Source organism: Caldimonas taiwanensis NBRC 104434, assembly GCF_001592165.1.
GTDB classification, from domain to species: domain Bacteria; phylum Pseudomonadota; class Gammaproteobacteria; order Burkholderiales; family Burkholderiaceae_C; genus Caldimonas; species Caldimonas manganoxidans.
The window spans coordinates 178,848-204,585 of sequence record NZ_BCWK01000006.1 but is presented as its reverse complement, the minus strand read 5'-3'; the positions used below and the strand labels follow the sequence as shown (position 1 = coordinate 204,585).

Genomic DNA, 25,738 nt, shown 5'->3' with positions numbered 1-25,738 from the left:
CCAAGTCGTGGCCACCTTCAGGTTGCAAACACACAGTGCCGCAGCCTGAGCGGTGAGCGGCCGCAGCCCCACACTGCCCACAGCCGACCATGAGCCACATGCAACTGCCCCCCGGGGCCGCGCTGGAGGCCCCGCCCCACAACCCAGACATCCAGCGCGAGTTCAGCTTCGACCGGCGTGACTTCGAACGAATCCGTCAACTGATCTACCAGCGTGCCGGCATCAGCCTGCACGATGGCAAGCAGGCCATGGTGTACAGCCGACTGTCACGCCGCCTGCGCGAAACCGGCCACCGCTCTTTCGCCGAGTATCTGCAGTGGCTGGAACAAGCCCAAGGCCCCTTGGCCGAGGCCGAATGGCAGGAGTTCATCAACTGCCTGACCACCAACCTGACGGCCTTCTTCCGTGAAGAACATCACTTCCGGATGTTGGCCGACGCCTTGCGCCAACGCGATCCCAGCCGTCCGCTGCGCATTTGGTGCAATGCCGCCTCCACCGGGGAAGAGCCGTACTCGATCGCGATGACCGTCGTGGAAACCTTGGGGCCGACCGCTGCGGTGCGCATCCTGGCCAGCGATATCGACACCAAGGTGCTGGCCGTGGCCAGCCGAGGCGTTTATGCCCAGGACGCCCGCGGTCTGAGTCCCGAGCGGCTGAAACGCCATTTCTTGCGCGGCACGGGGCGCAACACCGGCTTCATCCGGGTCAAGCCCGAGCTGGCGCGCTTGATCGAATTTCGCCCCTTCAACCTGATGAGCACGTCATGGGCGCTGGGCGATCCTTTCGAGATCGTGTTTTGCCGCAACGTCATGATCTACTTCGATGCCCACACCCAACGCAAGGTGCTCGAACGCATCCACGCGGTCATGAAGCCCGGCGGCTTGCTGTTCGTGGGGCATTCGGAGAACTTCACCGATGCCCGCGACCTGTTCCAACTGCAAGGCAAAACCGTGTATCGGCGGCTGTAGACCAGGGGGCCCGCCCCGTCTCAAGCTTGCCTGCTTCGTGCCGAAATGATCACCATGTTCGCCCGCAGCCCTTCCCCCAGCACCGCAGCGCCCGACGGCCGCCCGCGACCGGTCTTGGCGCCGACCGAGCCGACGCCCAAGACGTCGCGCCTGGACGCCCTCAAAGCCGCCCCGCGCAAGCCTGGTGAAGCGTCGTTCTTCTACTACGACGCCCACTTCAAGGCCGACGCGGTCAAGGTGCTGCCTGGGGAATACTTCGTCAGCGACGAGGACTTGCTCATCATGACCACTCTGGGCTCGTGCATTGCGGCCTGTCTGTGGGATCGCAACGCGCGAGTCGGCGGCATGAATCACTTCATGCTGCCCGAAGCCGGCGGTGCGCAAGACGGCGGCCGCTATGGTTCCTACGCAATGGAGCTGCTCATCAACGAACTGCTCAAACGGGGCGCCACGCGCAGCACGCTGGAAGCCAAGGTGTTCGGCGGCGGGCAGGTCATCAGCGGCATGCACACACTCAACGTCGGCAAACGTAACACCGAGTTCGTGCTCAACTACTTGCACACCGAGCGCATTCCGGTCGTCTCCAAAGACGTGCTGGACATCTATCCTCGCAAGGTCTGCTTCCTGCCGGCCAGCGGCAAGGCCATGGTCAAACGCCTGGCCCCCAGCAACCCCGAGGCCTTGCTCGCCCAGGAGCGTGCGGCCAGTCAGCGCGTGGTGCCACCGTCCAGCGGTGCTGGCTCCATCGATTTGTTCTGAGAAAGCGCAAGCCATGTCCAAGATTCGAGTCGTGGTGGTGGACGATTCGGCGCTGGTACGCAGCCTGCTGACCGAGATCATCAATCGTCAACCAGACATGCAGTGCGTTGGCGCGGCCGCCGATCCCTATGCGGCTCGCGAGATGATCCGCAACCTCAACCCCGATGTCATCACCTTGGACGTGGAGATGCCTCGCATGGACGGCATCGATTTTCTGGCCAAGCTGATGCGCCTGCGTCCCATGCCGGTGGTCATGGTGTCCACCCTGACCGAGCGTGGAGCCGAGGTCACCCTGCGGGCGCTGGAACTGGGTGCCGTGGATTTCGTGGCCAAGCCCAAGATCGGCATCGCCGACGGACTGCAACAGTTGGCTCAAGAGATCACCGAGAAAATCCGCGTGGCCGCCAAGGCCCAGGTACACAAGGTCCAGCCTGCTGCGCCCGCAAGCTCGGCGGTGGCTGCCCCGACCTCCACGGCGACGGGCATCGGACGCTTGTCCACCGAAAAGATCATCTTCATCGGTGCGTCCACCGGAGGCACCGAAGCCACGCGCGAGCTGCTTTCCGCCTTGCCCGCCGACGCCCCCGCGGTAGTCATCACCCAACACATGCCGGCCGGCTTCACGCGCAGCTACGCTGCGCGACTGAACAATCTGTGCCGCATCGCCGTCAAAGAAGCTCAAGACGGCGAACGCATCCTGCCCGGGCATGCTTACATCGCACCGGGAGGGCAGCACCTCAGCGTGGAGCGCTACGGGGCCAATTACATCGCCCGCGTGCAGGTCGGGGAGCCCGTGAACCGTCACATGCCGTCGGTGGAAGTGTTGTTCCGATCCGCCGCCCGGGTCGTCGGCCCCAACGCCATCGGCGTCATGCTCACCGGCATGGGGGCCGACGGGGCCAAGGCCATGCGGGAAATGCGCGATGCCGGCGCCTATTGCGTGGCTCAAGATGAGGCCACCTGTGTGGTGTTTGGCATGCCCCGGGAAGCCATCGCCGCAGGCGCCGTGCACGAGGTCCTACCCTTGCCCAAGATCGCCCCGCATCTGATCGAATACCTGCATCGCACCGCTGGCCCAAGCCTCAACCGCGTCTGAGCAACCGGGCCACCGCCTCAGCCGACAAGGGCTTGTCCAGCAGCGCCTCCATGCCCGCTTCCAAGGCCCGGGCGCGATCGTCGGTATCGGCACTCATGCCCACCACCGTGACCGAGCCCCCACCCGGCAGTGCGCGCAAAGCCCGGGTGAAGGCATAGCCGTCCATGCGCGGCATGCGGCAGTCGGTCACCACCAGCTGGTGCCGATGCTCTTGCCACAGTGCCAGGGCTTCCTGGCCATCCTCGGCCAGATCGACGATGCAGCCTTCGCGCTCCAGCAAGGTGGACACGAGCATCTGCTGCACACGGTCATCCTCGACCAACAACACGCGCACAGCGCCAGATGAAGCAGAAGGCAGCGACATGACGGGCAGCCAGCCAGGGCATGGAATCCAGGCTCCATGCTGCCATGTCGAATTCGGCGGTCAAGACGACGGCCCACAGCCCCTCTCAATCAGGGGGATCTTCAAGGAACAATGCCTGCAAATCACTCAAGAAGTCGAATCCCTGGGCCGTCGGCCAGACGCGCTGCCAATCACGCGCCACCCAACCGCGCCGCTCGGCCTCCTCCAGACCCGCCGCAATCGCCGACAGCGGCAGCCCCGTGCGCTGTACGAACTGCGCCAGCTCGAAGCCGTCTTTCAGCCGCAAGGCATTGAGCATGAATTCGAACGGCAATTGCTCGCGCGTGACCTCGTGCTCCTGCGCCACCGCGCGCCCTTGGCGCGCCGCCACCATGTAGCGCGCCGGCTCACGGTAGCGAACTTGTCGTACGACGCGGTGAGGAAAACTCAGTTTGCTGTGCGCACCGGCACCGATGCCCAAGTAGTCCCCGAACTGCCAGTAATTCAGATTGTGCACGCAGCGGTGCCCCGGGCGGGCATAGGCTGAGACTTCGTAGCGATCCAGCCCGGCTGCCGCGGTGCGCTCGATGATGCGGTCCAGCATCTCGAAGGCCAGATCGTCGTCCGGCACCGCCGGTGGGTACTTGGCGAAATAGGTGTTGGGCTCGATCGTGAGGTGGTAGACCGACAAGTGCGGCGGCGCGAAGGCCAGCGCCTCGGTCAAGTCGGCCTCGAGTTCGTGCAGGGTCTGCCCCGGCAGGGCATACATCAAGTCCAGATTGAAGGTGTCGAAACAAGCCCGCGCCTCCTCCAAGGCGGCCAGGGCCTGTCGGCGGTCATGCACCCGGCCCAAACGTCGCAGCTTGTCGTCGTCGAAGCTTTGCACCCCGACCGACAAACGTGTCACCCCGGCCTGGCGATAGCCACGGAAGCGCTCCCGCTCGAAGGTGCCCGGGTTGGCCTCCAGCGTCACCTCGCAGCCTGCCTCCAGCGGCAGCAAGGCCCGCACCTCGCCCAACAGCCGGTCGATGGCCTCGGGCGAAAACAGACTGGGCGTGCCACCACCGAGGAACACACTGTGAACCTTGCGCCCCCACACCAGCGGCAGCGCGCTCTCCAGGTCGGCCCGCAGCGCATCGAGATAGTCGGCCTCCGGCAGCGCCGATGCCCGTGATTCGTGCGAATTGAAATCGCAGTACGGGCATTTGCGCAAACACCAGGGCAGGTGCACATACAGCGACAATGGCGGCAGCGAGCTCAACCGCAGCGTGCCTTCGCGTAAATGGCGTTGGGCCGCATCGGCCGGCGATATCGGGGCAGACTCAGCCACGGCCCCAAACCTCCCGCATCAACTCTCGCAGCCGCCGCGCAGCCAGCGCTCGGTGGCTGTGCGCATTCTTGGTGGCAGCATCCAGCTCGGCCACGCTGCGGCCCAGCGCAGGGATGTACACCAGCGGGTCATAGCCAAAGCCGCCCTGTCCGCGCGGAGCCTGCAAAATCTCGCCCTCCCAGCGGCCCATGGCCACCAAAGGCTCGGGGTCGCTCGCATGGCGCAGCGCCACCAGCACACTGACGAAGCGGGCCCGGCGCTGACTCACCCCTTGCAAGCGCTGCAAAAGCTTCTCGTTGTTGGCCGCATCCTGCGCGGCGCGGCGCACCTCTCGCTCGCCTTCGAGCACCGGCACCGGGGCATACACCGCCGAATGCACCCCCGGCTCGCCGCCAAGGGCATCCACACACAAACCAGAATCGTCGGCCACGGCCGGCCCTGCGCTGGCACGCGCCGCATGCCGGGCCTTGGCCAGCGCGTTCTCGATGAACGTGTCGTGCGGTTCCTCGGCCTCGGCGATGCCCAAATCGCCTTGCGGCACCAGCTGCAAGCCCAAGCCATCGAGCAACGCTTCCAGCTCGCGCAGCTTCTTCGCGTTGTTGGAGGCCAGCACCACCCGCATGGCCGCGCTCATATTCCAAGCGCCGCGCGCTGGGCGGCCAGCAACTCGCGGATGCCTTTGTCGGCCAGCGCCAGCATCGCATCCATCTGGGCGCGCGTGAAGGCGGCCCCCTCGGCCGTGCCCTGCACTTCGACGAAGCCCCCGCTGCCAGTCATCACGACATTCATGTCGGTATCGCAGACCGAATCCTCGGCATATTCCAAATCCAACAGCGGCACGCCTTGCACCAGCCCGACGGACACGGCCGCCACCGCATCTTGCAGGGGCGAGGCCTCGATCAGTCCGCGCTCGAGCATCCAGGTGACGGCATCGTGCGCGGCCACCCAAGCCCCCGTGATGGCCGCCGTGCGCGTGCCGCCGTCGGCTTGCAGCACGTCGCAGTCGAGCTGCAAGGTGCGCTCACCCAGCCGCGACAGGTCAAACACCGCGCGCATCGAACGGCCGATCAGGCGCTGGATCTCCTGCGTGCGACCGCTTTGCTTGCCGCGCGCGGCCTCGCGGTCGCTGCGCGTGTGCGTCGAGCGCGGCAGCATGCCGTATTCGGCCGTCACCCAGCCCTCGCCACTGCCCTTTTTGTGCGGCGGCACCCGCTCTTCGACCGACGCCGTGCACAGCACCTTCGTGTCGCCGAAGGCCACCAGCACCGACCCCTCGGCATGCTTGGTGTAGTGTCGAACGATGCTCACAGGCCGCAACGCATCATGGGCGCGGCCCCCGGTTCTCTGAAACGCCATGGCAGGGAATCCTCGTTGAATCCGCTATTGTCCCCCGACCGGGGCACGGCGTGGAAAGGCTCAGCCCTTCTTTTGCGACGACCGCTTGATGGCCTCGTTGATCTCGCGAATCGAGCGCTCGATTTCGGCCTCGTCCAGGTCATCGGGCTCCTGACCCAGCACACTGGCCTGGATGGTGGAGGCAAAAACCTCCTCTCCAAGCGTCTGGGTCGAAATCGACCGCGTGGAATCGTCTTCTTCCGAAGACTCCCATTCCACTGCCAGCACCGTGACGTTGTCGCTCTTGGGGCCGGCTTTACGCAATGCCATCTCGACCAGCTCAGGCACCGCATCGGCGATCGGCCGGGTGGCGAGCTGGGCCGTGATGACCGAATCGGGCAACGTGCCCCACAGCCCATCGGAGCACAACAAAATCCGATCACCTTGGTGCAGCAACAATGGGCCCACGGTGTCCACCACCGGCTTGCCCGGGCTGCCCAGACAGGTGAACAGCACATTGCGGTTGAAGCGTTCCCCCATCCCGACCACGCCGCTGAGGGTTTCCTGCAGCTCGGAGTAGGAATGGTCACGCGTTCGCGCGATCAGCTTGTCGCCGCGCACCAAGTACAGCCGCGAATCGCCGCAATGGGCCCAGTAGGCCGCGCCGTTTTGCAACACACAGGCCACCACGGTAGTGCGCGGCGTGTCGACCAGGGCGCGCTCGGTGGCATAGCGCAGCAACTGATGGTGACCCGCGATCACCGAGTCGTGCAGAAAACGGATCGGGTCTTTCAGCAAGGGCTTGGCATCGCGCTGAAACAGCGCTGCCATGGTCTGCAGCGCGATCTGCGAGGCCATCTCGCCCTCGGGATGTCCCCCCATGCCATCGGCCAGTGCAAACAGGCCGGCGTCGCGGGTGTAGCAATACCCCATGCGGTCTTCGTTCTTCTCACGACCGCCCTTGCGGCTGACCTGATAGACCGAAAACCTCATGTCGTCCCCATCGATGGCCGCGCCCTCAGGCCGGCTTGCCGCCCTTGAGATTTTCGAGCTGCAACTTCAGGCGCTCGCTGAAACTCAGCTTGGTGTAGCGTCTTTCGGTTTCGCGCGCCAGTTCCTTTTGCAGCGCGAACACGCTTTGAGGACGCGACAGCGGGTCCAGCGCCATGCACCATTCGGTGACTTCGATCAAATTGTCCGAATAGATGTTGCGCAGCCGCGAAAGCGACAGGGCCAAACGGTCCTTCTCCAGACGCTGCGGTGCGTCATTGGGGGGGTAGCCCTGCATGCAAGCGTAAATACAGGCGCCGATGGCGTAGATGTCGGTCCACGGGCCCAAGGTGCCGTCGCGGCGGTACATCTCGGGCGCGGCAAAGCCCGGGGTGTACATCGGCCGGATGAAGTTGCCCTCCTTGCTCAGCACCTCACGCGCCGCACCGAAGTCCAGCAACACCGCTTTGTTGTCATTGGTGATGAAGATGTTGGCCGGCTTGATGTCCAGGTGCAACATCTTGTGCTGGTGCACGATGCGCAAGCCGCGCAAAATCTCATCGAACAAAGAGCGGATCGTGGACTCTCGGAAGACCTTGTCGCGCTTGAGCTCGCGGGCCGTGACGATGAAGTCTTGCAGGGTATCGCCCTGCAAGTAATTCATCACCATGTAGACGGTCTCGTTCTCACGGAAGAAGTTGAGCACCGACACCACGCTGGGATGCGAAATCTGGGCCAGCGAACGCCCCTCCTCGAAAAAACTCTTCAGGCCCAGCCGGTACAGCGGCTGTTTCTCGGGCTTGACTCGGGGGGCCAACTCGCCGGGGGCACGCTCGGCCAGCGAGGACGGCAGATACTCCTTCAGTGCCACCAAGCGCTTGTCTTGGTCTTCGGCCAAATAAACCACACCAAAGCCCCCGGCCGCCAATTTCTTGATGACCTGGTAACCACCGACCACGGTGCCCGGCGGCAACGGGGAGGGTTTAGGCTTTGACATAATCGAATTTTGCAATGCGATAGGTGCGATGGCAGTTTATAGCATGACAGGCTATGCGAGCGCGTCCTCGCGGGCCCCGGGCGCAACGGCCGACGGCAGCCCTTCGCGCGCCGCCAGCGTGAACGTGGAACTGCGCTCGGTCAACAGCCGATTTTTGGACCTGACCTTCCGCTTGCCCGACGAGCTGCGCGCCCTGGAGCCGGCCTTGCGCGAGCTGCTCGCCTCCAAGCTGCGGCGCGGCAAGATCGAGCTGCGACTGAACACCCAACGCGACGCCGACGACGCTTGGCCCCGGCCGCAGCCCGATCAGCTCAGCCGCCTGGCCCGGCTGGAAGCCGCCGTGCAGACCTGGCTGCCACGCGCCCAGCCCCTGTCCGTGCACGAAGCCTTGCAATGGTGCAAAGGCGGCGGCGCGGTGGAGCGATTGGACGACACCGCCATGGCGGCTGCGCGTGAATGCCTGGAGGCCCTGCAGGAAGCCCGTGCCCGAGAGGGACAGCGGCTGGTGGAAGTCTTGATGGAGCGCGTCCTGAAGTTGCGCGAGCTGGCCGCCCAGGCCGCTCCGCTGGTGCCCCAGGTGGTGCAGCGCCAGCAAGAGCGCTTCCTGGAGCGCTGGCAGCAGGCCCTGGAAGCCGCCGGCGCTGCTCAGAGCATGAGTGCCGAGGCGCTGCACGAGCGCGCGTTGAACGAAGCCGCCGCCTACGCCCTGCGCATCGACGTGGCCGAGGAGCTCTCGCGCCTGTGCGCCCACCTCGACGAGATCGAACGCCTGCTGGGCCAAGGCGGCGAAATCGGCAAACGGCTGGACTTTTTGATCCAGGAATTGCATCGCGAGGCCAACACCCTGGGCTCGAAGTCCGCCGCCCTGGAGCTCACGCAGATCTCGGTGGAAATGAAGGTGCTCATCGAGCAGATGCGTGAGCAGGTGCAAAACATCGAGTGACAAAGGACCCTCCGAGATGGACTACCCCGGCAATCTGTTCGTCGTCGCAGCCCCCAGTGGAGCGGGCAAGTCCAGCCTGGTCAAGGCATTGCTCGAGCTCGATTCCCGCCTCAACGTCTCGATTTCGCACACCACCCGCGCACCCCGGGGGCAGGAAGTGGACGGCCGCGAGTACCACTTCGTCAGCGAAGCGCAGTTCCGCGCCATGATCGAGCGCGGCGAGTTCTTCGAATGGGCCCAGGTGCATGGCAACCTGTATGGCACCTCACGGGCAGCCATCGAGGCGCGCATGGCCGCCGGGGACGACGTGATCCTGGAAATCGACTGGCAAGGAGCCTTGCAAATCAAGCAACTGTTTCCCAACGCCGTGCTGATTTTCATCCTGCCGCCCAGTTGGGACGAGTTGCTGCAACGCCTGCGCCGCCGCGGTGAAGACGACGAGGACGTGATCGCCACCCGCATGGCCAACGCCCGCACGGAAGTCGCCCAGGCTCGGCATTTCGACTTCGTTATAATCAATGCCCTCTTCGAGACGGCTTTGTTCGACCTCAAAGCCATCGTGCACGCCCAGAGGCTCAAGTACGCCGCCCAGCGGCGCACCCGGAAAGCCGTCTTCGAGGCCCTCAACCTGAGCTGACCCCTGGCGCGCTGCGACGCGCCCTTCGGAGTGACCATGGCCCGCATCACCGTCGAAGACTGCCTGAAGAAGATCCCGAACCGCTTCCAACTCGTGCTGGCGGCCACCTACCGAGCCCGCATGCTCAGCCACGGCCATGCCCCCAAAATCGAATCCAAGAACAAGCCTGGCGTGACCGCGCTGCGCGAAATCGCCGCCGGCGAGGTGGGGCTGGAGATGCTGCGCCGAGTCCCGACCTGATCCGCGCTGCCACCACCGCCCCGCGGCCGACCCCCAATCCCCCCGCAGGCCGCGCCCGATCCCTTCCCGGGCGCGGGACGATCCAGCCTCGGCAGGCAGCGGTGGACAATCCGGGTTAAATTCCCGCCATGGCCGCCCGATCTGCCTCTGCCGCCGTTGCCGAGCACAAGCACCCGCCGCCCGCTGAGGCGGCGCCGCCAGCCCATGCCGATGTGGCCGCGGCCTCTTTCGCGGCGCTGATGCACAAGCTCAGCTATCTGGACGAAGCCGACATCCGGCGCATCCGCGAGGCCTACAAGTACGCCGATGCGGCCCATCTCGGCCAGTTCCGCGCCAGCGGCGAGCCCTATATCACCCACCCGATCGCGGTGGCCGGTCTGTGCAGCGAGTGGAAGCTCGACGCCCAGGCCATCATGGCTGCGCTGATGCACGATGTGATGGAGGACAGCGGAGCCACCAAAGTCGAGCTGGCCGAACGCTTCGGCACCACCACGGCCGAGTTGGTGGACGGGCTGACCAAGCTGGACAAGCTGCAGTTCTCCACCCGAGAGGAATCCCAAGCGGAATCGTTCCGCAAGATGCTGCTGGCCATGGCGCGCGACGTGCGCGTCGTGCTGATCAAGCTGGCTGACCGGCTGCACAACATGCGCACGATGCAGGCCATGCCAGCGGCCAAGCGCGAACGCATCGCCCGCGAGACCCTGGACATCTATGCCCCCATCGCCCACCGGCTGGGGCTCAACCAGGTCTATCGCGAGCTGCAGGAGCTGTCGTTCGCCCACCTGCTGCCGTGGCGCTACGCAGCCCTGAGCAAAGCCGTGCAACGGGCCCGCGGCTACCGGCGCGACTTGGTCAACCGCATCCAGGCCGATGTCGAGAAAGCCTTCGCCGAATCCTCGCTGAAGGTCCAGATCTACGGCCGCGAGAAAACGCTTTACTCCATCTACACCAAGATGCGGGAGAAACACCTGAGCTTTGCGCAGGTGAACGACATCTTCGGCTTTCGCATCGTGGTCAATACACTGCCGGAGTGCTACCTGGCCCTGGGTGTGCTGCATCAGCTCTACAAACCCATGCCCGGGCGCTTCAAGGACTACATCGCCATCCCCAAAGCCAATGGCTACCAGTCGCTGCACACCACGCTGGTCAGTCCGCTGGGCACGGCGGTGGAATTCCAGATCCGCACCGAAGCCATGCACATGGTGGCCGAAAAAGGCATCGCCGCGCATTGGCTGTACAAGTCCAGTGATGCCGCCGGGGCCAGCGAGGCGCAACGCCTGGGCACGGTGTCGCTGCAATCCTTGCTGGACATCCAGGACGAGACGCGAGATGCCGCAGAGTTCCTGGAACACGTCAAGGTCGACCTCTTTCCCGATGCGGTCTACGTCTTCACCCCCAAGTCGAAGATCCTGGCGCTGCCTCGCGGCGCCACGCCCGTGGATTTCGCCTATGCGATCCACTCCGACATCGGCAATCACATCGTCGCGGCCAAGGTCAACGGCGAGCAAGTGCCGCTGCGCACCGAGCTGCGCAGCGGCGATGTGGTGGAGGTCATCACCGCGCCCGTGGCGCGGCCCAACCCGGCCTGGCTGAGTTTCGTGCGCACCGGGCGGGCGCGCTCGAAGATCCGGCATTACCTGAAGAATCTCAAGCAAGAGGAGTCGCTGGACCTGGGCGAGAAGTTGTTGGCGCAAGCCATGCGTGGCGAAGGCCTGCACATGCCCGCCGGTGACGAAACCCACGGCCCGGCCACCGCGCTGTGGCAGTCGCTGATTCGCTGGAGCGGCAACCGCAACAAGCGAGAACTGCTGATCGACATCGGCCTGGGCCGCAAGATCGCCACCATCGTGGCCAAGCGTTTGGCCAAACTGCTGATCGAAGCAGGCAGCAAGCCCGATGCGCTGACCCTGTCGATGAGCCGCTATCTCACCGACGACATCACCCCGGCCCAGGCGATGATCACCCTGGACGGCAGCGAGGGCGGCACGGTGCAGATGGCCACCTGCTGCCGCCCCATTCCGGGCGATGCCATCGTCGGCTACCTGGGCCGAGGCGAAGGCTTGGTGGTGCACACCGGCGAGTGCCAAGTCGGAAAACGCCTGTACCAGCGTGACAGCGAACGATGGATCGCCGTGGAATGGGCCGACGAGCTCACACGCAGTTTCGAGACGGCCGTCACGCTGCTGGTGCTCAACCAAAAAGGCGTGCTGGCCAAGGTGGCCCAGGCCGTCAGCGAGGCCGAGGCCGACATCACCCACATCGACATGGGCCATGACCCGGGCCAATCGACCACCGAACTGAAGCTGTTGCTGTCGGTGCGCGACCGCATCCACTTGGCCCAGGTGCTGCGCACGCTCAAGCGCTCACCGCTGGTGCTGCGGGTGGCGCGGGTCAAGTCTCACTGACCTGGCCGTGGCTGCCCTGAGTCGGCCGGGGCGGGATAGCGCACCGCCAAGATCTCGATGCGTTCCACGCCGCCGGGCGTCACCAGCGACACCTCGTCGCCTTCGCGCGCGCGCAGCAAGGCCCGCGCGATCGGTGAAATCCAGCTCACCTCGCCTCGTAGCGGATCGACCTCATCGATCCCTTTGATCGTGACGGTGCGCTCCTCCCCACGCGCATTGGCATAGGTGACGGTCGCGCCGAAGAAGATCTGGTCCTTGCCATGGTGGATGGACGGATCGGCCACCTCGGCGATCTCCAGGCGTTTGGTCAGATAGCGGATGCGGCGGTCGATTTCGCGCAGCCGCTTCTTGCCATAGAGATAGTCGCCATTCTCGGAACGATCGCCGTTGGAGGCCGCCCAGGACACCACCTCGACGACCTTGGGCCGCTCCTCGTTGACCAAGGCCACCAGCTCGGCGCGCAAGCGGGCGTAGCCCTCGGGCGTGATGTAATTGCGCACGCCCTTGGGCAGGGCCGCCTGCTCGGGCGCGTCGTCGTCCCCGTCGGCGTCGGTTTCCTTCGTGAAAGCCTTGCTCATCTCACCCCCACGGCGACGGAGGATCTCAGGACTTTTCGAGATCCTTGCAGGAGGGCTTGCACACCATCTCGGTGCGACCCAGCACGCGCTTGGGCTGGAGCTGGTCGGGCGTGCGATGCTTGCCACACTTGAAGCACGAGCGGGTGTTGCCATTGCCCACGAAGGGCGAGCCACCCACCTTGGAGCGGTAGCGCAGCCCATCTTCCCTGATCTTGGTGGTGACCGGTTTGCTGCTCATGATTGGAAGCCTTCGGGTAGGGAACTGTCCTGCAACACGGCCCACGCCGCACAGCCTGCCGCGCCCCAGAGAACCGAAGCGCCTGGACCTCGAAGAGGCCAGACGTGCCAGCGGGCGGTGCGTAAAGCCAAGTGCAGCCGGTCGAGGACAGGAAAGCACGGCGCCAGGGCCGTGTCACGCCTTCGTTCGCAGGGCCCATGCCGCGGTGCTCTTGGCCGCGCCCCATGGAGCACCTTTGGCTGTGCGCAGGCGGTACGATGCGCTCTGCGAGCGACCGAATATTGTACCTCGCCTTGCCCTACCGCTGCAGGGCTCAGCGATGAAAACCTCGCCCCTGGCTCACCAGCCGGCGCAGCAACGGTGCTGGCTGCCAAGACGGGTCGGCCCCCGGTTCGGCGGCAAAGCGTTCCAAGCAGCGCAGCACCTCGGCCAGACCGACCGTGTCGGCGTAGAACATCGGCCCGCCCCGATGCTTCGGAAAACCATAGCCGTAGAGGTAGACCAGGTCGATGTCCGAGGCACGGGCTGCGATGCCCTCTTCCAGGATGCGTGCCCCCTCGTTGACCAAGGCATAGATGCAACGCTGCACCACCTCCTCGTCGCTGACGGCGCGCGGGGTGATGCCGTGGGCGGCTCGATAGTCGGCAATGAGCTGCTCGGTCACAGGATCGGGCAACGGCTCGCGGCTGCCAGGCTCATAGCGATACCAGCCCGCGCCGGTCTTTTGCCCGAAGCGGCCGGCCTCGCACAGCAGGTCGGCCACGATCGGTCGCATCGGCACCCCGGCCTCGGCCGCGCGCCGCTTGCGCGTGGCCCAGCCGATGTCCAAGCCGGCCAGATCGCCCATGCGGAACGGGCCCATGGCCATGCCGAACGCCTGCAAAGCCGCATCGACCTGCTGAGGCAAGGCCCCGGCATGGATCAGGCCCTGCGCGGCGGCCCCATAGCGGGCAAGCATGCGGTTGCCGATGAAACCGTCGCATACGCCCGAGACCACCGCCACTTTACCGATGGTCTTGGCCAGCGCCATGCTGGTGGCCAGCACATCCGGCGCCGTCTTGGCGCCGCGCACCACCTCGAGCAAGCGCATCACATGGGCCGGGCTGAAGAAATGCAAGCCCAGCACATCCTGTGGTCGCTTCGTGAATCCGGCGATGCGGTCGATGTCGAGGTAGGAGGTGTTCGAGGCCAAGATGGCGCCCGGCGGGACGACTTCATCGAGCGCCTTGAAGACCTTTTCCTTGACGCTCATGTCCTCGAACACCGCTTCGATGACGAGGTCGACTTGGCGCAAGGGCTCATGGTCGAGCGAAGGCTGGATCAAGGCCATGCGCGCTTCGACCTCGTCGGCCGTGAGCTTGCCTTTTTTCATCGAGTTCTCGTAGTTGCGGCGTATCGTGGCCAAGCCGCGATCGAGCGCCTCTTGTTTCATTTCCAGCAACACCACGGGCACACCGACATTGAGAAAGTTCATCGTGATGCCGCTGCCCATGGTGCCGGCACCGATCACGCCCACCTTGCGGATGGGTCGCAGAGGCGTGTCGGCCGGCACCCCGGGAATCTGTGATGCCAGGCGCTGGGCGTGCTCGATGAAGGCGGCCACCTCGGCCGCTACTTCGGCTTGGGGAGGACGGGAAGAATTGACACTGCTCATCAAAAACTCCACGGAAGAGAACACTCGCTGAAGATCATGGGATGGGTCTGGGCGCAGCACCGGATCTCGATCGCACCGGTCCTGGTGGTCTCATGACGCCCTGTGGCGCTCGCGCTCTTGCAGTTCGCGCCACATCACCTTGCCCGTGCCCGACTTGGGCAAGCTGTCGACGAACTCCACGATGCGCGGCACCTTGTAAGCGGCCATGTGCTGGTGCGACCAGTCGATGATTTGTTGTGCGCTCACTTGGCCGGCCGCCTCAGGCTTGCACACGATCAGGGCCTTGACGGTCTCGCCACGGCGCGGATCGATGGCGGCGATGACGCAAGCCTCTTGGACCGCCGGATGCTGGTACAGCAAGGACTCCACTTCCGCGGGCCAGACCTTGAAGCCCGCGGCGTTGATCATGCGCTTGAGCCGGTCGACGAAAAAGAAGTAGCCGTCCTCGTCCGTGGTGCCCAGGTCGCCGGTGCGCAAGAAGCGCTTGCCATCGATCTCGACGAAGGCTGCGGCGGTGGCTTCGGGCTGGTTCCAGTAGCCCAGCATCACCTGCGGCCCGTGCACGACGATCTCACCCACCTCCCCAGGGGGCAGCTCGCGCCAGGTCGTCGGGTCCACCACACGCGCGTCCACATCGAACAACGGTACGCCCAGGCACTGGGCCTTCGGGGCATCGGGCGGGTTGCTGTGCGTGGCGGCCATGGTCTCGGTCATGCCATAGCCCTCGCCATAGCGCAGCCCCAGCTTGTGTTCGAGTGCATGGGCCACAGCCTTGGGCATGGCCGCTCCGCCACCGGCGATACGCCGCAGGCTGCTGAGGTCGTACTCGGACAGGCGCGGATTGGTCACGAAATCGATCGCCATCGCCGTGATCAGGCCCAGACCATACACACCGTACTTCTGCACACACAGAGCGCAAACATCCCGATCCCAACGCGGCAAGATCACGACGGTGCTGCCGGTGTACAGCGGTCCATTCATGCCCGATTGCATGCCGGTGACATGGAACAATGGCAGCACGGCCATGCCCACCTGCCCCGCATGGGTCTTCCACCAGATGCTGCCGGCCACCACGTTGTACATGGTGGTGCGATGGGTGTGCATGCAGCCTTTGGGGCGCCCCGTGGTGCCGGAGGTGTAGGGCATCACGGCCAGATCGTCCGGGCCGGCGAGGATGGGACCGGGACGCAGATTTGCAGCGATCACCTCGTTCCATGCGACGACACCGGCAGTGGCCCACGTCATGCGTGGGGCCGCCACGAACTCCGGCACCGGCAGATCGGTGGGCTCGGTCGCGTAGTCACTGTAGGTGGCCACGATGAGGTGATCGAGCAGACCACCCAGCAAAGGCGCCATGCGTGCGTACAAATCCTGGGCCACGAAGGCCACGCGCGCGCCGCTGTCGCGCGCGTAGTGTTCCAGCTCGGCCGTGAGGTTCATCGGATTGACCGGCACGACCACCGCATCGGCACGCAAAATGCCATAGTAGGCCAGCATGAACTGAGGGCTGTTTTGCAGGTCCAGCAGCACCCGGTCTCCTTTGCGCACCCCGCAGACCTGCTGCAAATAGCCCGCGATGCGCTCGGTCTCGTCCTGAAAACGCGCAAAGCTCAGTGGCGTGTCGTAGAAGATCAGGAACGGCTTGTCGGGGTAGCGCATCGCCGACACCTCGACGTTGCGATACAGATGCGTTTGCGGCACGTACAGGTGTCGCGTGGCGTGTTCGGGCCAAAAAGCGAAGTGCCGATCGGACATGACGAATGTCTTCCCGTGGATGGATCGAAAGGTGCGGCGCGCCGCAGGCGCCCGCACGGTCGCACCCGATCGTAGTGAGCATGTACCGCCGGGTAAAGCCTGCCAGATGAGGGTATGCATCGAGGCACCCCGTCACCTTGGCGACACCGCAGCGTCCACTGTCCCGCCCTGCGATCCGCACCCACGCTTGGGTTCACAATCGCGACGTTTCCTTCGCACGAGGAGGCTTCGATGCATGCGGATGCGCCCTATGCCGAGTGGATCGGTCGATCCGAGCACCGGCACGACATCCTCACCCCAGGCCCCGTGGCCGCCCTGGCCGCCACGCTGGACCGGGACGATCCCCCACCCCGCCCCGGCGATGCGCTGCCGCCGCTGTGGCACTGGCTGTACTTCTTGCCCCTGCATCGGCACAGCGAGCTGGGACCAGACGGTCACGCCAGACGTGGCGACTTCCTGCCGCCGGTGCCCTTGCCACGGCGCATGTGGGCCGGCGGGCGCTTGAATTTCGTCGAGCCGCTTCGCATCGGCGAGCCGGTGCAGCGCTTCTCGCGCATCACGGCGATCCGCTCGACACGGGGCCGCTCGGGCGAGCTGGTGTTCGTCACCGTGCGCCATGAGATCCACCATGCCGGGCGTCTGGCCCTGGAGGAAGAGCATGACATCGTTTACCGCGAGGCGCCCAGACCCGAGGTGGAGGCCGCCGCAGTCCGGAATGCGCCGACGCAAGCCGCCCCCCACGCGGTCCACTCCCGCACGATCAGGCCCGACTCCGTGCTGTTGTTCCGCTACTCGGCGCTGACCTTCAACGGGCACCGCATCCATTACGACCGGGCTTACGCCACCGAGGTCGAGGGCTATCCGGGTTTGGTCGTGCACGGCCCGCTCATTGCCACGCTGCTGCTGGACTTGCTGCGCCGCGAACATCCTTCGGCCCATGTGCGCCGGTTCGGCTTTCGAGCCCTGCGTCCGCTGTTCGACATCCACCCGTTTTCGCTGCACGCCGCCCCGCCCATCGAGGGCAGCATGCGGCTGTGGGCCACCGATCATGAAGGCACCTTGGCCATGACGGCCGCGGCTCATGTGTCCTGAGCCCGGGCCGCGGCTATGGCTCTCGCTGGCGAGCCCTGCGCTGAAGAAACGGCCTTCATATGCGGCACAATCCCGCCACCCGATCAGATCGGGCCATTCTTTGAACTCTGACTTTGAACGCATGAACAAGACCGAACTGGTTGAACACCTGGCTTCCAAGCACGATCTGTCCAAGGCCGAAGCCGGCCGCATCCTGGACACCCTGCTCGATGCGATCGTCACCACCGTCAAGAAGGGCGGTGCCGTGACCCTGCCGGGCTTCGGCTCCTTCAAGCAGCATGCCCGCGCCGCTCGCAATGGGGTGAACCCGGCCACGGGCGACAAGATCAAGATCGCTGCGGCCAAGCTGCCCAAGTTCACCCCGGGCGCCGGCTTCAAGGCCGCCGTGGACCCCAAGGCCGCGGCCCGCAAAGCCGCCAAGGCCACGGCTGCGAAGGCTGCGCCCACGAAGGCCGCCAAGAAGGGCAAGTGACGTTCTCGGGCCTGCGGGCCCGACAGGACCTCGAAAAGCCGGCTCCTGCCGGCTTTTTTGCGCCCAGACCCAGCCAGCGCCTCTGGCGCTGCGCGTTGTTCACACTCATGGAGGATCAGTAGGTTTCCAAATGAAGCCGTCCCTCGCGCTTGAGGGTCGAGCCCAAAGCCTCCCAAGACAAACCCGCCTGCAGGGCCACGTCGCGCAAGGCCAGCAGTACGCCTTCCTCCATGCTTTTGAGCCCGCAGACATAGATGAACGTGTCGGGGCTGCGCAGCAGCTCGGCCAAGTCGACCGCGCGTTCGCGCATCAGATCCTGCACATAGCGCTTCGGGGCGCCCGGCGTGCGGGAGAATGCCAAGTTGACGTCGATGAAATCCTTCGGCAGCTTCATCAGCGGTCCGAAGTAAGGCAGTTCCTCTTTCGTGCGCGCACCGAAAAACAGCATGAGCTTGCCGCCATCGAACTTGCCGCTGGCACGCAATCGACGACGCCACTCGGTCATCGCGCGCATGGGTGCACTGCCTGTGCCAGTGCAGATCATCACGATGTTCGAGCGCGGGTGGTTGGGCATCAGGAAACTGGCCCCGAAAGGCCCGATCACCTGCACCGTATCGCCGACTTTCAAATCGCACAGGTAATTGGACGCCACACCGCGGACCGGCCGGCCTTGGTGGTCCATCGTCACCCGCTTGACAGTGATCGACACGTTGTTGTATCCGGGGCGCTCTCCGTTGCGAGGGCTGGCGACGGAATACTGGCGTGCGTGATGCGGTTTGCCTTGGGCGTCCACCCCAGGCGGGATGATGCCGATGGACTGCCCCTCCAACACTGGAAACGGCATGGCTCCGAAATCCAGCACGATGTGATGGGTCTCGTTCTCCGTGCCCGCTTCGTTGACACGGACATTGCCCGCCACGATGGCCGTGGTGGGATTCTTTGGGCCATAGAGGTTGGTGTAGGCATGAGCAGCCGACCAAGGCGGCACCACCGAACCGTATGTGGCTGCATTCAGGGGCAGCTCCCCCTCGAGCACACTTGACGCCGAGGCCGTCTCCAGGCGAAGAGGTGCCACATCGTCGGGCCGCGCGACCCCGGCAGCCCCCAGTTGATCTTCCGTGAGCTCCGGCGGCAGTTCGTCCCAGGTGAACTGCTCCTCGATGGTATAGGCCAGCGCCCGGGGCATGGTGCGCCAGTTGTCAATGGCACCGGTCGGGCAGGGCGGCACACAGGCCATGCAGGCATTGCAGACATCGGCGCGCACCACATAGTTTCGATCATCGTGCGTGATGGCGCCGACCGGACAGGTTGCCTCGCAAGTGTTGCAGCGGATGCAGATCTCCGGGTCGATCAGGTGCTGCTTGATGACGACCGTCTGCGTAGCCATGTCCATGGTGGTTCCTTGGGCCGCGTCAGTTGAAGCGGACGTACTCGAAATCCACGGGCTGGCGGTTAATGCCCATCACGGGCGGAGCAATCCAGTTGGCGAACTTTCCGGGCTCCACCACTCGCCCCATGAGCGACGCCACAAAGGCACGGTCGTCGTCGTTGGCCAGCCACTCATCCTTCCGTGCATCCCATTCGGCCTGCGAGACCACGCGGCCTTCGGGTGACACGCGCACGCCCGACAGAGATCCGATCTGCCTGTTGAACGCCTTGTGCGGCACCGTCAGCCTGAAGGGCAGGCCTGCCTTCTCGATCACCTTGTTCCAGCGTGACACGCCAGCCATCGAGTCCTTGATGTAATCGTCTCGCAAGACTTCGTTGAGCGCGTTGAGCATGGGCACCTCTTTCTCGACGAGTTGCCCATCGCGCACTTCCAGCACCCGATAGCTGTCGTGCTTGAGACGGTGATCGTCGGTGCGCTTGCCCTCCTCGTAGCGGCCCTTCAGGCCCGAGGTGTAGAAGGTCGCGGCATTCGAGGACTCGTCCGCGCCGAACAGGTCGATCGTGACGCTGTAATGGAAGTTCAGGTAACGCTGGATCGTGGGTAGGTCGATCACGCCAGCAGCACGAATCCGCGCTGGATCGTCGGTCTTGAGCTGATTCATGACCTCACAGGTGCGCTGGATCACCCGCGACACACCGGACTCACCGACGAACATGTGATGAGCCTCTTCCGTGAGCATGAAGCGGGTCGTGCGCGCCAACGGGTCGAAGCCCGACTCGGCCAATGCGCTCAACTGAAACTTGCCGTCCCGATCCGTGAAATAGGTGAACATGAAGAAGCTCAGCCAGTCGGGTGTCTTTTCGTTGAAAGCACCCAGGATGCGCGGGTTGTCCTGGTCGCCCGAGCGGCGCTCCAGCAGAGCTTCGGCCTCTTCGCGGCCATCGCGGCCAAAGTAGCGGTGCAGCAGGTAGACCATTGCCCACAGATGACGGCCCTCCTCCACATTGACCTGGAAGAGGTTGCGCAGGTCGTACAGCGATGGCGCCGTCAACCCCAAATGGCGCTGCTGCTCGACCGACGCGGGTTCGGTATCGCCCTGTGTGACGATGATGCGTCGCAAATTGGCCCGGTGTTCGCCGGGAACCTCTTGCCAGGCATCCTCGCCCAGGTGGTCGCCAAAATGGATCTTGCGTCCTTCTTCCTTGGGGTTGAGGAAGATGCCCCAACGGTAATCTGGCATCTTCACGTAGCCGAACTGCGCCCAGCCCTGCGGATCCACACTGACTGCAGTGCGCAGGTAGACGTCGAAGTTGTGCGAGCCCACGGGCCCCATATCGCCCCACCAGCTCAGGAAATTGGGTTGCCATTGCTCGAGTGCACGCTGCAAGGTGCGATCTTCGGACAAGTTGACGTTGTTGGGGATCTTTTCGCTGTAGTTGATGCCAGTCATACAAGCTCTCCGCATCGGGGAATCAAACGGGGGACATGAGTGGAATAGCAAGGCTCAGACGCGGTTCAGATCGAACACCGCTTTGTCACCCTTGCCGTAGACCTTGAGCGCGCCCTTTTCGCCGACAGCATTGGGGCGTTGAAAGATCCAGTTCTGCCATGCACTGAGGCGGCCGAAGATGCGCGTCTGCATCGTTTCCCGGCCGGCAAAACGCAGGTTGGCCTCCATGCCGGTGAGAGCATCGGGCGACATCGCCACACGCTCTTCAATGGCCAGACGAACCTCGTCATCCCAGTCGAGATCGTCCGGCGCCGAGGTCACCAAGCCCAGCGCCAGCGCCTGGCCAGCATCCAGCGCCTGGCCGATTGCAGCACGGCTGGCGGCCAGCGCTGCGTCCTCCTCATAGAAGCGGCGTGCCAGCCGCGATTGGCCATTGACCATGGGGTAGGCGCCGAAGTTGAGCTCGCTCAAGTGCAGGCGCGGCGCTCGCGCAGGGTCCTCAGGCAGGGCCAGCATGTAGATGCGATCGGCAGCGAAAGCCAGCTCAGCCAGCGTGCCCGCAAAACATGAACCGGGTTCGATCAGCGCAAACAAGCTGCGCGAAGACACGTCCAGTCGAGCCAACGTGCGGCGCAACAGCCCTGTCACCTCTCGCACGAACCAATGGTTGCGATGGGACTGCAGGGCGGCATCGCAAGCCAGCACGGCCTGAGCATCCCCCTCGGTCTTGAGCAGCCAAGTGCCAATGTCCGGCTCGTTGGTGCGCATCTCCAAGATCGCATCGTCCAGCTCGCGCGCCATCTGCATCGGCCACCAGGTCGCCCCCGCGGCTTTGATGCCAGCCAAGTCGGTGGGCGGCGGCGTCGAAGGCGCTTTCACGGTGAAGGTGGCGATGCGGCCAGATCGGTCGATCTGTACGTCCACATATGAATAGCGAATCGCATCGGCCTCGTAACGGCGCTGCAATGGCACCAAGGCCACGCCCTCGGCTTCGGCAGGGCGATCGCTGAGCGCCGCCAGCCGGAGGGCCCGCTCGTGCACGACTTGTGCGAACTGGGCCGGCTTGGCGATCGCGTCCACCAGACGCCAATCCACCGCGCGCTGGCCACGCACGCCTTCGGTGGTGGTGCAAAAGATGTCGGCCAAGTCGTGACGCACCCGACGCTTGTCGGTCAATCGAGTGAGACCTCCCGTTCCAGGCAGCACGCCCAGCAGCGGCACTTCAGGCAGTGCCACCGAGGACGAACGATCATCCACCAGCACGATGTCGTCGCAAGCCAGCGCCAGCTCATAGCCCCCACCCGCACAGGCTCCATTGATCGCGGCCACGAACTTCAAACCACTGTGGCGGCTGGAATCCTCGATGCCATTGCGCGTCTCGTTGGTGAACTTGCAGAAGTTCACCTTCCATCCATGGCTGGACAAACCCAACATGAAGATGTTGGCACCAGAGCAAAAGATGCGCTCCTTCAGGCTGGTGATGATGACGGCGCGCACCTCGGGGTGCTCGAAGCGGATGCGATTGAGCGCATCGTGCAGCTCGATGTCCACGCCCAAGTCATAAGAGTTCAGCTTGAGCTTGTAGCCGGGCCGCAGCCCCCCTTCCTCCGCCACGTCCATCGCCAACGTGGCGATGGCGCCCTCAAAGCTCAGCTTCCAATGCTTGTAGCGGGAAGGATCGGTCTGGTAGTCCACGCGGGCGGTGTCGGTCATCTCGGGCTCCTGTCCAAACATGCATCAACGTGCATGCAAAAAGTCAATGACTGCACGATAGTGCATGTCATCCACCGCGTCAAGGCGAACACATCCGAACAAACCCGGAGACGGGCCGACTCCATCAGCCCATGAGGACGGGGGGACGCCGGCGCTCAGACCGACCAGTCCACCAAGCCAGCTGCATGGCGCACGGCAGTGCGCAAGCCGGCGAAGCTGGCCTCCAGCGAATGGCCGCTGGTGTTGTAGCTGAGGTCGGCTTTGGCGTAGAACGCCGCACGCCCGGCCAGAATGCGCTTGAGGTCGTCCATCGCCTCCTTGCTGCCAGACATGGGACGGAAGTCCCCCTGGGCGACGACGCGCTTCATGTGGTCTTCGGGCTCGGCTTGCAGCCAGATGGTGTAGCAGTGTGTCAGCAGCAGGTTGAAGGTAGAGGGCTCGGACACCAGCCCCCCGGGGGTGGCGATCACCACCTCGGGATAAATCTGGATCGTCTCCTCCAGCGCACGCCGCTCATAGCGCCGGTAGGCATTGGTGCCATACAGAGAGTGAATCTCGACGATGCTACAACCGGCGACCTTCTCGATTTCGCGGCTGAGTTCGACGAAGGGATAACCCAGGTCTTCGGCCAGCATCTTCCCCAGCGTGGATTTGCCCGCCCCGCGCAGCCCGATGAGGGCGATGCGGGCCAGGCGGGAGCGTCGATCCCCACCCGAACCGAAGAGCTCGGCGAGCTTGAGACGGGCGCGATGCAGCTCGACCTCCGAGCGACCTTCCAGCAGCTCGCGAATGAGCAGCCACTCCGGCGTGGAGGTCGTGACATCCCCGATCAGCTCGGCCAAGGGACACTGCAGAGCCTGCGCCACTTGCTGCAGGATCAGGATCGAGGCATTGCCGGTGCCCAGTTCTAGATTGGCCAAGTGACGTTCAGAAATACCAGCGGCCTGCGCCGTCGCCTTGCGCGTCAACCCCCGTCGCGCCCGAACGGTACGGATGCGTTCCCCCAGGGCTACCAAGAAGGGCTCTTTGGACAGCCCCTCCTGCGCCCTCATGTCGCTCATGTCCACGATCGGTCCCTCCACATGCAGGGGTGGTGGTGCTCAGGATTTTCCCCAACATGCATTATTTTGCTTGACATCTCACAAACCAGGCGCGTATTGTTGGGACCACATGCACGATACTTCATACCTGTCCAAGATTCAAGGCCCACAAGCGCGCCCGATCATAGGCCGGGAGCTCCGGTTGGCGGACGCTGGGGAACCTCGACGGAGACCCATCCATGCGCGACACGTTTGATGCACTGGTGCGAACGATAACGCAGGCCCTCGCAAAACGCCCATTGGACGCGCCCCTGCAGCACTGGTTGAACGAGACCTACGGCATCCACAGCGATTGGTACCTAGAAATGAGTCAAGCCTGCCGCCTGGGCGTGGCCGAAGGCTGGCTGTGCAAACACCAGGCCGAGAACGTCCCACGACTGCGGTATGGCCGTGTGGTGCGACCTGGCCCCGAGACGGCCGGCTTTTCGGTGGACGTGGTGGACATGGACGATTGCATCGGTCCGCACCATCGCCACCCCAACGGCGAAATCGATCTGGTGATGCCGCTGACGCCCACGGCACGCTTCGATGGCCAGGGAGCGGGCTGGAAAGTCTATCCCCCTGGCAGTGCCCACAGCCCCACTGTCACCCAGGGGAGAGCCCTGGTGCTTTACCTGCTGCCCGAAGGGCGCATCGAATTCACCGCATCATGAGCTCATTGCTGCCCAATTACTGGGCCGGACGCTGGCAGTACGGCACCGGCCCTGGCATCCCGCTGATGGACCCGGTACTGGGCCAGGAACTCGTCCGGGTGTCCAGCGACGGATTGGATCTCGAACAAGGCCTGGCCCATGCCAGAGAGGTGGGCGGCCCTGCGTTGCGCGCATTGAGCTACCGCGAACGCGCCGACCTGTTGAGCCGAGTCGGCGAGGTGCTGCAAGCCCATCGCGAGGCGTATTTCGAGATCGCCATCGCCAACTCAGGCACCACCCGCAAAGACAGCAGCATTGACATCGATGGCGCGATCTACACGCTCGGTCAGTACGCCCGCTGGGGGCAGTCGCTGGGACAGGCGCGTGTGCTGCTGGACGGGCCAGGCTGCAACCTGGCCAGAGGTGGAGCCTTCGCCAGTCGGCACGTGCTCACACCGACGCGTGGCGTGGCCTTGTTCATCAACGCTTTCAATTTCCCGGCCTGGGGGCTGTGGGAAAAAGCAGCACCGGCCTTGCTCAGCGGTGTGCCGGTGGTGGTCAAGCCGGCCACGGCCACGGCCTGGCTTGCGCAACGGATGGTGGCCGACGTGGTGGCCGCCGGTGTGTTACCTGCGGGTGCGCTGTCGGTGCTGTGCGGCAGCTCACGCGGTTTACTCGACACGTTGCAACCCTTTGATGTACTGTCCTTCACCGGCTCGGCTCAGACCGCCGCGCTCATCCGCAGCCATCCGGCCGTCGCACAAGCATCGGTGCGCGTCAACATTGAAGCCGACAGCCTGAACTCGGCAATCTTATTGCCCGATGCCACTCCCGATTCCCAGGCCTTCGAGCTGCTGGTGAGCGAAGTGGTACGCGAAATGACAGTGAAGTCGGGCCAGAAGTGCACCGCGATCCGCCGCATCTTCGTCCCAGAGGCTTGCTTCGACGCGGCCGCCGAGGCCATCGTGGCCCAGCTCGAGCTTGTTTCGGTGGGCAACCCGCGCAATGAATCCGTGCGCATGGGCGCCCTGGTCAACCGTGAGCAGCTGGGCTCGGTGCGAGAAGGCCTGGCTGCGCTGCAATCGCAGACCGAAGTCTTGCACGACGGCAACGACCATGCCCTGATCGATGCCGACCCGGCAGTAGCCTCCTGCATCGGCCCCACCCTGCTGGCCACACGCCATCCGCAAGACGCTCACCGGGTGCACGACACCGAAGTCTTCGGCCCCGTGGCCACTTTGATGCCCTATCGCTCACTCGACGAGGCTCTGAGTCTGGTGCACCGCGGTCAAGGCTCGCTGGTGACCTCACTGTACGGCGCGCAGCCCCAGACCCTGGCCGACATGGCGCTGGCGCTGGCCGACAGCCACGGTCGCGTGCATGTCGTCTCGCCCGACGTGGCGGCCGCACACAGCGGCCACGGCAATGTGATGCCTCAGTCCTTGCATGGTGGCCCTGGCCGAGCCGGTGGTGGAGAAGAACTCGGCGGCCTCAGGGCCTTGGGGTTCTACCACCGCCGCAGTGCCATCCAAGCCTCCCCCAGCGTGTTGGCCGAAGTGCTGCCGCAAGGCACTGCCTGGACGGTGGATTGAGCGCATCTTTCACAGAACAGAGCGATCGA

Annotated in this window: 24 protein-coding genes and 1 pseudogene; 11 read left to right on the top strand and 14 right to left on the bottom strand. The window is 64.6% G+C overall.

What is annotated here, in order from left to right:
- The first annotated feature begins 98 nt into the window (after positions 1-98).
- Genes CTA01S_RS07685 through CTA01S_RS07675 form a run of 3 tightly spaced genes read left to right on the top strand, consistent with a single transcriptional unit; the run spans position 99 to position 2,823 of the window.
- On the top strand, positions 99-968 hold the full coding sequence (locus CTA01S_RS07685; protein ID WP_019560043.1) for a CheR family methyltransferase: 870 nt from the start codon (positions 99-101) through the stop codon (positions 966-968).
- A 45-nt stretch (positions 969-1,013) separates the two neighbouring features.
- Positions 1,014-1,727, top strand: a complete 714-nt coding sequence (gene cheD, locus CTA01S_RS07680; RefSeq protein WP_019560042.1) for a chemoreceptor glutamine deamidase CheD — start codon at positions 1,014-1,016, stop codon at positions 1,725-1,727.
- Between the two features lie 13 nt (positions 1,728-1,740).
- A complete protein-coding gene (locus CTA01S_RS07675; protein WP_019560041.1) occupies positions 1,741-2,823 on the top strand; it encodes a protein-glutamate methylesterase/protein-glutamine glutaminase in 1,083 nt (360 codons plus the stop codon).
- Here the strand turns inward: CTA01S_RS07675 and CTA01S_RS07670 are convergent.
- From CTA01S_RS07670 to CTA01S_RS07645, 6 genes are all read right to left on the bottom strand, one after another.
- Positions 2,810-3,187, bottom strand: coding sequence for a response regulator (locus tag CTA01S_RS07670; RefSeq protein WP_062194036.1), 378 nt, complete (start codon positions 3,185-3,187; stop codon positions 2,810-2,812). The two genes, CTA01S_RS07675 and CTA01S_RS07670, sit on opposite strands and share 14 nt — an antisense overlap.
- Positions 3,188-3,272: 85 nt before the next feature.
- Complete coding sequence (gene hemW, locus CTA01S_RS07665) at positions 3,273-4,496, bottom strand: radical SAM family heme chaperone HemW (protein ID WP_232301021.1); 1,224 nt, start codon at positions 4,494-4,496, stop codon at positions 3,273-3,275.
- Positions 4,489-5,118, bottom strand: coding sequence for an RdgB/HAM1 family non-canonical purine NTP pyrophosphatase (gene rdgB, locus CTA01S_RS07660; protein ID WP_019560038.1), 630 nt, complete (start codon positions 5,116-5,118; stop codon positions 4,489-4,491). The genes hemW and rdgB overlap by 8 nt, the downstream gene beginning before the upstream one ends.
- An 8-nt stretch (positions 5,119-5,126) precedes the next feature.
- Entirely contained in the window at positions 5,127-5,852 is a 726-nt protein-coding gene (gene rph / locus CTA01S_RS07655; protein ID WP_062194031.1) for a ribonuclease PH, read from the bottom strand.
- A gap of 60 nt (positions 5,853-5,912) precedes the next feature.
- On the bottom strand, positions 5,913-6,824 hold the full coding sequence (locus CTA01S_RS07650) for a PP2C family protein-serine/threonine phosphatase (protein ID WP_019560036.1): 912 nt from the start codon (positions 6,822-6,824) through the stop codon (positions 5,913-5,915).
- A gap of 25 nt (positions 6,825-6,849) precedes the next feature.
- A complete protein-coding gene (locus tag CTA01S_RS07645) occupies positions 6,850-7,818 on the bottom strand; it encodes a serine/threonine protein kinase (protein WP_026330030.1) in 969 nt (322 codons plus the stop codon).
- Between the two features lie 43 nt (positions 7,819-7,861).
- Here CTA01S_RS07645 and CTA01S_RS07640 point away from each other — a divergent pair, with 43 nt between their 5' ends.
- The 4 genes from CTA01S_RS07640 to CTA01S_RS07625 all read left to right on the top strand — a co-directional run bounded on the left by CTA01S_RS07640 (position 7,862) and on the right by CTA01S_RS07625 (position 12,043).
- Complete coding sequence (locus CTA01S_RS07640; RefSeq protein ID WP_305781978.1) at positions 7,862-8,761, top strand: YicC/YloC family endoribonuclease; 900 nt, start codon at positions 7,862-7,864, stop codon at positions 8,759-8,761.
- Between the two features lie 16 nt (positions 8,762-8,777).
- A complete protein-coding gene (gene gmk, locus CTA01S_RS07635; RefSeq protein ID WP_062194021.1) occupies positions 8,778-9,398 on the top strand; it encodes a guanylate kinase in 621 nt (206 codons plus the stop codon).
- A gap of 36 nt (positions 9,399-9,434) precedes the next feature.
- Positions 9,435-9,638 carry a DNA-directed RNA polymerase subunit omega gene (gene rpoZ, locus CTA01S_RS07630; RefSeq protein WP_026330028.1) on the top strand — a complete coding sequence of 68 codons (204 nt, stop codon included), beginning with the start codon at positions 9,435-9,437 and terminating at the stop codon, positions 9,636-9,638.
- A 128-nt stretch (positions 9,639-9,766) separates the two neighbouring features.
- A complete protein-coding gene (locus tag CTA01S_RS07625) occupies positions 9,767-12,043 on the top strand; it encodes a RelA/SpoT family protein (protein WP_019560031.1) in 2,277 nt (758 codons plus the stop codon).
- On the opposite strand, the gene greB is transcribed toward CTA01S_RS07625, so the two are convergent.
- The 4 genes and pseudogenes from greB to CTA01S_RS07605 form a co-directional block, all read right to left on the bottom strand.
- Positions 12,037-12,621: a transcription elongation factor GreB gene (gene greB / locus CTA01S_RS07620; RefSeq protein ID WP_019560030.1), complete on the bottom strand. Its 585-nt coding sequence runs from the start codon at positions 12,619-12,621 to the stop codon at positions 12,037-12,039. The two genes, CTA01S_RS07625 and greB, sit on opposite strands and share 7 nt — an antisense overlap.
- Positions 12,622-12,646: 25 nt before the next feature.
- The gene (locus tag CTA01S_RS07615) at positions 12,647-12,859 is read right to left on the bottom strand and encodes a hypothetical protein (protein ID WP_019560029.1); all 213 of its coding nucleotides are present in this window, start codon (positions 12,857-12,859) and stop codon (positions 12,647-12,649) included.
- A 313-nt stretch (positions 12,860-13,172) separates the two neighbouring features.
- A pseudogene (locus tag CTA01S_RS07610) lies at positions 13,173-14,441 on the bottom strand (3-hydroxyacyl-CoA dehydrogenase); the annotation flags it as partial.
- A gap of 162 nt (positions 14,442-14,603) precedes the next feature.
- Positions 14,604-16,268: a long-chain fatty acid--CoA ligase gene (locus CTA01S_RS07605; RefSeq protein WP_062194018.1), complete on the bottom strand. Its 1,665-nt coding sequence runs from the start codon at positions 16,266-16,268 to the stop codon at positions 14,604-14,606.
- 231 nt (positions 16,269-16,499) lie between these two features.
- Here CTA01S_RS07605 and CTA01S_RS07600 point away from each other — a divergent pair, with 231 nt between their 5' ends.
- Both CTA01S_RS07600 and CTA01S_RS07595 read left to right on the top strand, forming a co-directional pair.
- Positions 16,500-17,360: an HTD2 family dehydratase gene (locus CTA01S_RS07600; RefSeq protein WP_062194014.1), complete on the top strand. Its 861-nt coding sequence runs from the start codon at positions 16,500-16,502 to the stop codon at positions 17,358-17,360.
- A gap of 121 nt (positions 17,361-17,481) precedes the next feature.
- On the top strand, positions 17,482-17,832 hold the full coding sequence (locus tag CTA01S_RS07595; protein ID WP_019560025.1) for an HU family DNA-binding protein: 351 nt from the start codon (positions 17,482-17,484) through the stop codon (positions 17,830-17,832).
- Between the two features lie 115 nt (positions 17,833-17,947).
- Here CTA01S_RS07595 and boxA read toward each other — a convergent pair whose 3' ends face one another.
- The 4 genes from boxA to CTA01S_RS07575 all read right to left on the bottom strand — a co-directional run bounded on the left by boxA (position 17,948) and on the right by CTA01S_RS07575 (position 23,446).
- Entirely contained in the window at positions 17,948-19,225 is a 1,278-nt protein-coding gene (boxA, locus tag CTA01S_RS07590; protein WP_062194010.1) for a benzoyl-CoA 2,3-epoxidase subunit BoxA, read from the bottom strand.
- A gap of 19 nt (positions 19,226-19,244) precedes the next feature.
- A complete protein-coding gene (boxB, locus tag CTA01S_RS07585; protein ID WP_062194006.1) occupies positions 19,245-20,672 on the bottom strand; it encodes a benzoyl-CoA 2,3-epoxidase subunit BoxB in 1,428 nt (475 codons plus the stop codon).
- A gap of 54 nt (positions 20,673-20,726) precedes the next feature.
- Entirely contained in the window at positions 20,727-22,385 is a 1,659-nt protein-coding gene (boxC, locus tag CTA01S_RS07580; protein ID WP_062194112.1) for a 2,3-epoxybenzoyl-CoA dihydrolase, read from the bottom strand.
- Between the two features lie 155 nt (positions 22,386-22,540).
- A complete protein-coding gene (locus CTA01S_RS07575) occupies positions 22,541-23,446 on the bottom strand; it encodes a helix-turn-helix transcriptional regulator (RefSeq protein WP_157451323.1) in 906 nt (301 codons plus the stop codon).
- Between the two features lie 218 nt (positions 23,447-23,664).
- Between CTA01S_RS07575 and CTA01S_RS07570 the strand changes: the two genes are divergently transcribed.
- The gene (locus CTA01S_RS07570) at positions 23,665-24,138 is read left to right on the top strand and encodes a 4-hydroxylaminobenzoate lyase (protein WP_062194003.1); all 474 of its coding nucleotides are present in this window, start codon (positions 23,665-23,667) and stop codon (positions 24,136-24,138) included.
- Positions 24,135-25,709: a 3,4-dehydroadipyl-CoA semialdehyde dehydrogenase gene (locus tag CTA01S_RS07565; RefSeq protein ID WP_062193999.1), complete on the top strand. Its 1,575-nt coding sequence runs from the start codon at positions 24,135-24,137 to the stop codon at positions 25,707-25,709. Before CTA01S_RS07570 ends, CTA01S_RS07565 begins: the two co-directional genes overlap by 4 nt.
- The last annotated feature ends 29 nt before the right edge of the window (positions 25,710-25,738 follow it).

What these genes read in the sequence shown, in the direction of transcription:
- CTA01S_RS07685 (WP_019560043.1), top strand. Translation starts at nt 99, where the DNA reads ATGCAACTGCCCCCCGGGGCCGCGCTGGAGGCCCCGCCCCACAACCCA.
- cheD (WP_019560042.1), top strand. Translation starts at nt 1,014, where the DNA reads ATGATCACCATGTTCGCCCGCAGCCCTTCCCCCAGCACCGCAGCGCCC.
- CTA01S_RS07675 (WP_019560041.1), top strand. Translation starts at nt 1,741, where the DNA reads ATGTCCAAGATTCGAGTCGTGGTGGTGGACGATTCGGCGCTGGTACGC.
- CTA01S_RS07670 (WP_062194036.1), bottom strand. Translation starts at nt 3,187, where the DNA reads ATGTCGCTGCCTTCTGCTTCATCTGGCGCTGTGCGCGTGTTGTTGGTC.
- rdgB (WP_019560038.1), bottom strand. Translation starts at nt 5,118, where the DNA reads ATGCGGGTGGTGCTGGCCTCCAACAACGCGAAGAAGCTGCGCGAGCTG.
- rph (WP_062194031.1), bottom strand. Translation starts at nt 5,852, where the DNA reads ATGGCGTTTCAGAGAACCGGGGGCCGCGCCCATGATGCGTTGCGGCCT.
- CTA01S_RS07650 (WP_019560036.1), bottom strand. Translation starts at nt 6,824, where the DNA reads ATGAGGTTTTCGGTCTATCAGGTCAGCCGCAAGGGCGGTCGTGAGAAG.
- CTA01S_RS07645 (WP_026330030.1), bottom strand. Translation starts at nt 7,818, where the DNA reads ATGTCAAAGCCTAAACCCTCCCCGTTGCCGCCGGGCACCGTGGTCGGT.
- CTA01S_RS07640 (WP_305781978.1), top strand. Translation starts at nt 7,862, where the DNA reads ATGACAGGCTATGCGAGCGCGTCCTCGCGGGCCCCGGGCGCAACGGCC.
- gmk (WP_062194021.1), top strand. Translation starts at nt 8,778, where the DNA reads ATGGACTACCCCGGCAATCTGTTCGTCGTCGCAGCCCCCAGTGGAGCG.
- rpoZ (WP_026330028.1), top strand. Translation starts at nt 9,435, where the DNA reads ATGGCCCGCATCACCGTCGAAGACTGCCTGAAGAAGATCCCGAACCGC.
- CTA01S_RS07625 (WP_019560031.1), top strand. Translation starts at nt 9,767, where the DNA reads ATGGCCGCCCGATCTGCCTCTGCCGCCGTTGCCGAGCACAAGCACCCG.
- greB (WP_019560030.1), bottom strand. Translation starts at nt 12,621, where the DNA reads ATGAGCAAGGCTTTCACGAAGGAAACCGACGCCGACGGGGACGACGAC.
- CTA01S_RS07615 (WP_019560029.1), bottom strand. Translation starts at nt 12,859, where the DNA reads ATGAGCAGCAAACCGGTCACCACCAAGATCAGGGAAGATGGGCTGCGC.
- CTA01S_RS07605 (WP_062194018.1), bottom strand. Translation starts at nt 16,268, where the DNA reads ATGTCCGATCGGCACTTCGCTTTTTGGCCCGAACACGCCACGCGACAC.
- CTA01S_RS07600 (WP_062194014.1), top strand. Translation starts at nt 16,500, where the DNA reads ATGCATGCGGATGCGCCCTATGCCGAGTGGATCGGTCGATCCGAGCAC.
- CTA01S_RS07595 (WP_019560025.1), top strand. Translation starts at nt 17,482, where the DNA reads ATGAACAAGACCGAACTGGTTGAACACCTGGCTTCCAAGCACGATCTG.
- boxA (WP_062194010.1), bottom strand. Translation starts at nt 19,225, where the DNA reads ATGGACATGGCTACGCAGACGGTCGTCATCAAGCAGCACCTGATCGAC.
- boxB (WP_062194006.1), bottom strand. Translation starts at nt 20,672, where the DNA reads ATGACTGGCATCAACTACAGCGAAAAGATCCCCAACAACGTCAACTTG.
- boxC (WP_062194112.1), bottom strand. Translation starts at nt 22,385, where the DNA reads ATGACCGACACCGCCCGCGTGGACTACCAGACCGATCCTTCCCGCTAC.
- CTA01S_RS07575 (WP_157451323.1), bottom strand. Translation starts at nt 23,446, where the DNA reads ATGAGCGACATGAGGGCGCAGGAGGGGCTGTCCAAAGAGCCCTTCTTG.
- CTA01S_RS07570 (WP_062194003.1), top strand. Translation starts at nt 23,665, where the DNA reads ATGCGCGACACGTTTGATGCACTGGTGCGAACGATAACGCAGGCCCTC.
- CTA01S_RS07565 (WP_062193999.1), top strand. Translation starts at nt 24,135, where the DNA reads ATGAGCTCATTGCTGCCCAATTACTGGGCCGGACGCTGGCAGTACGGC.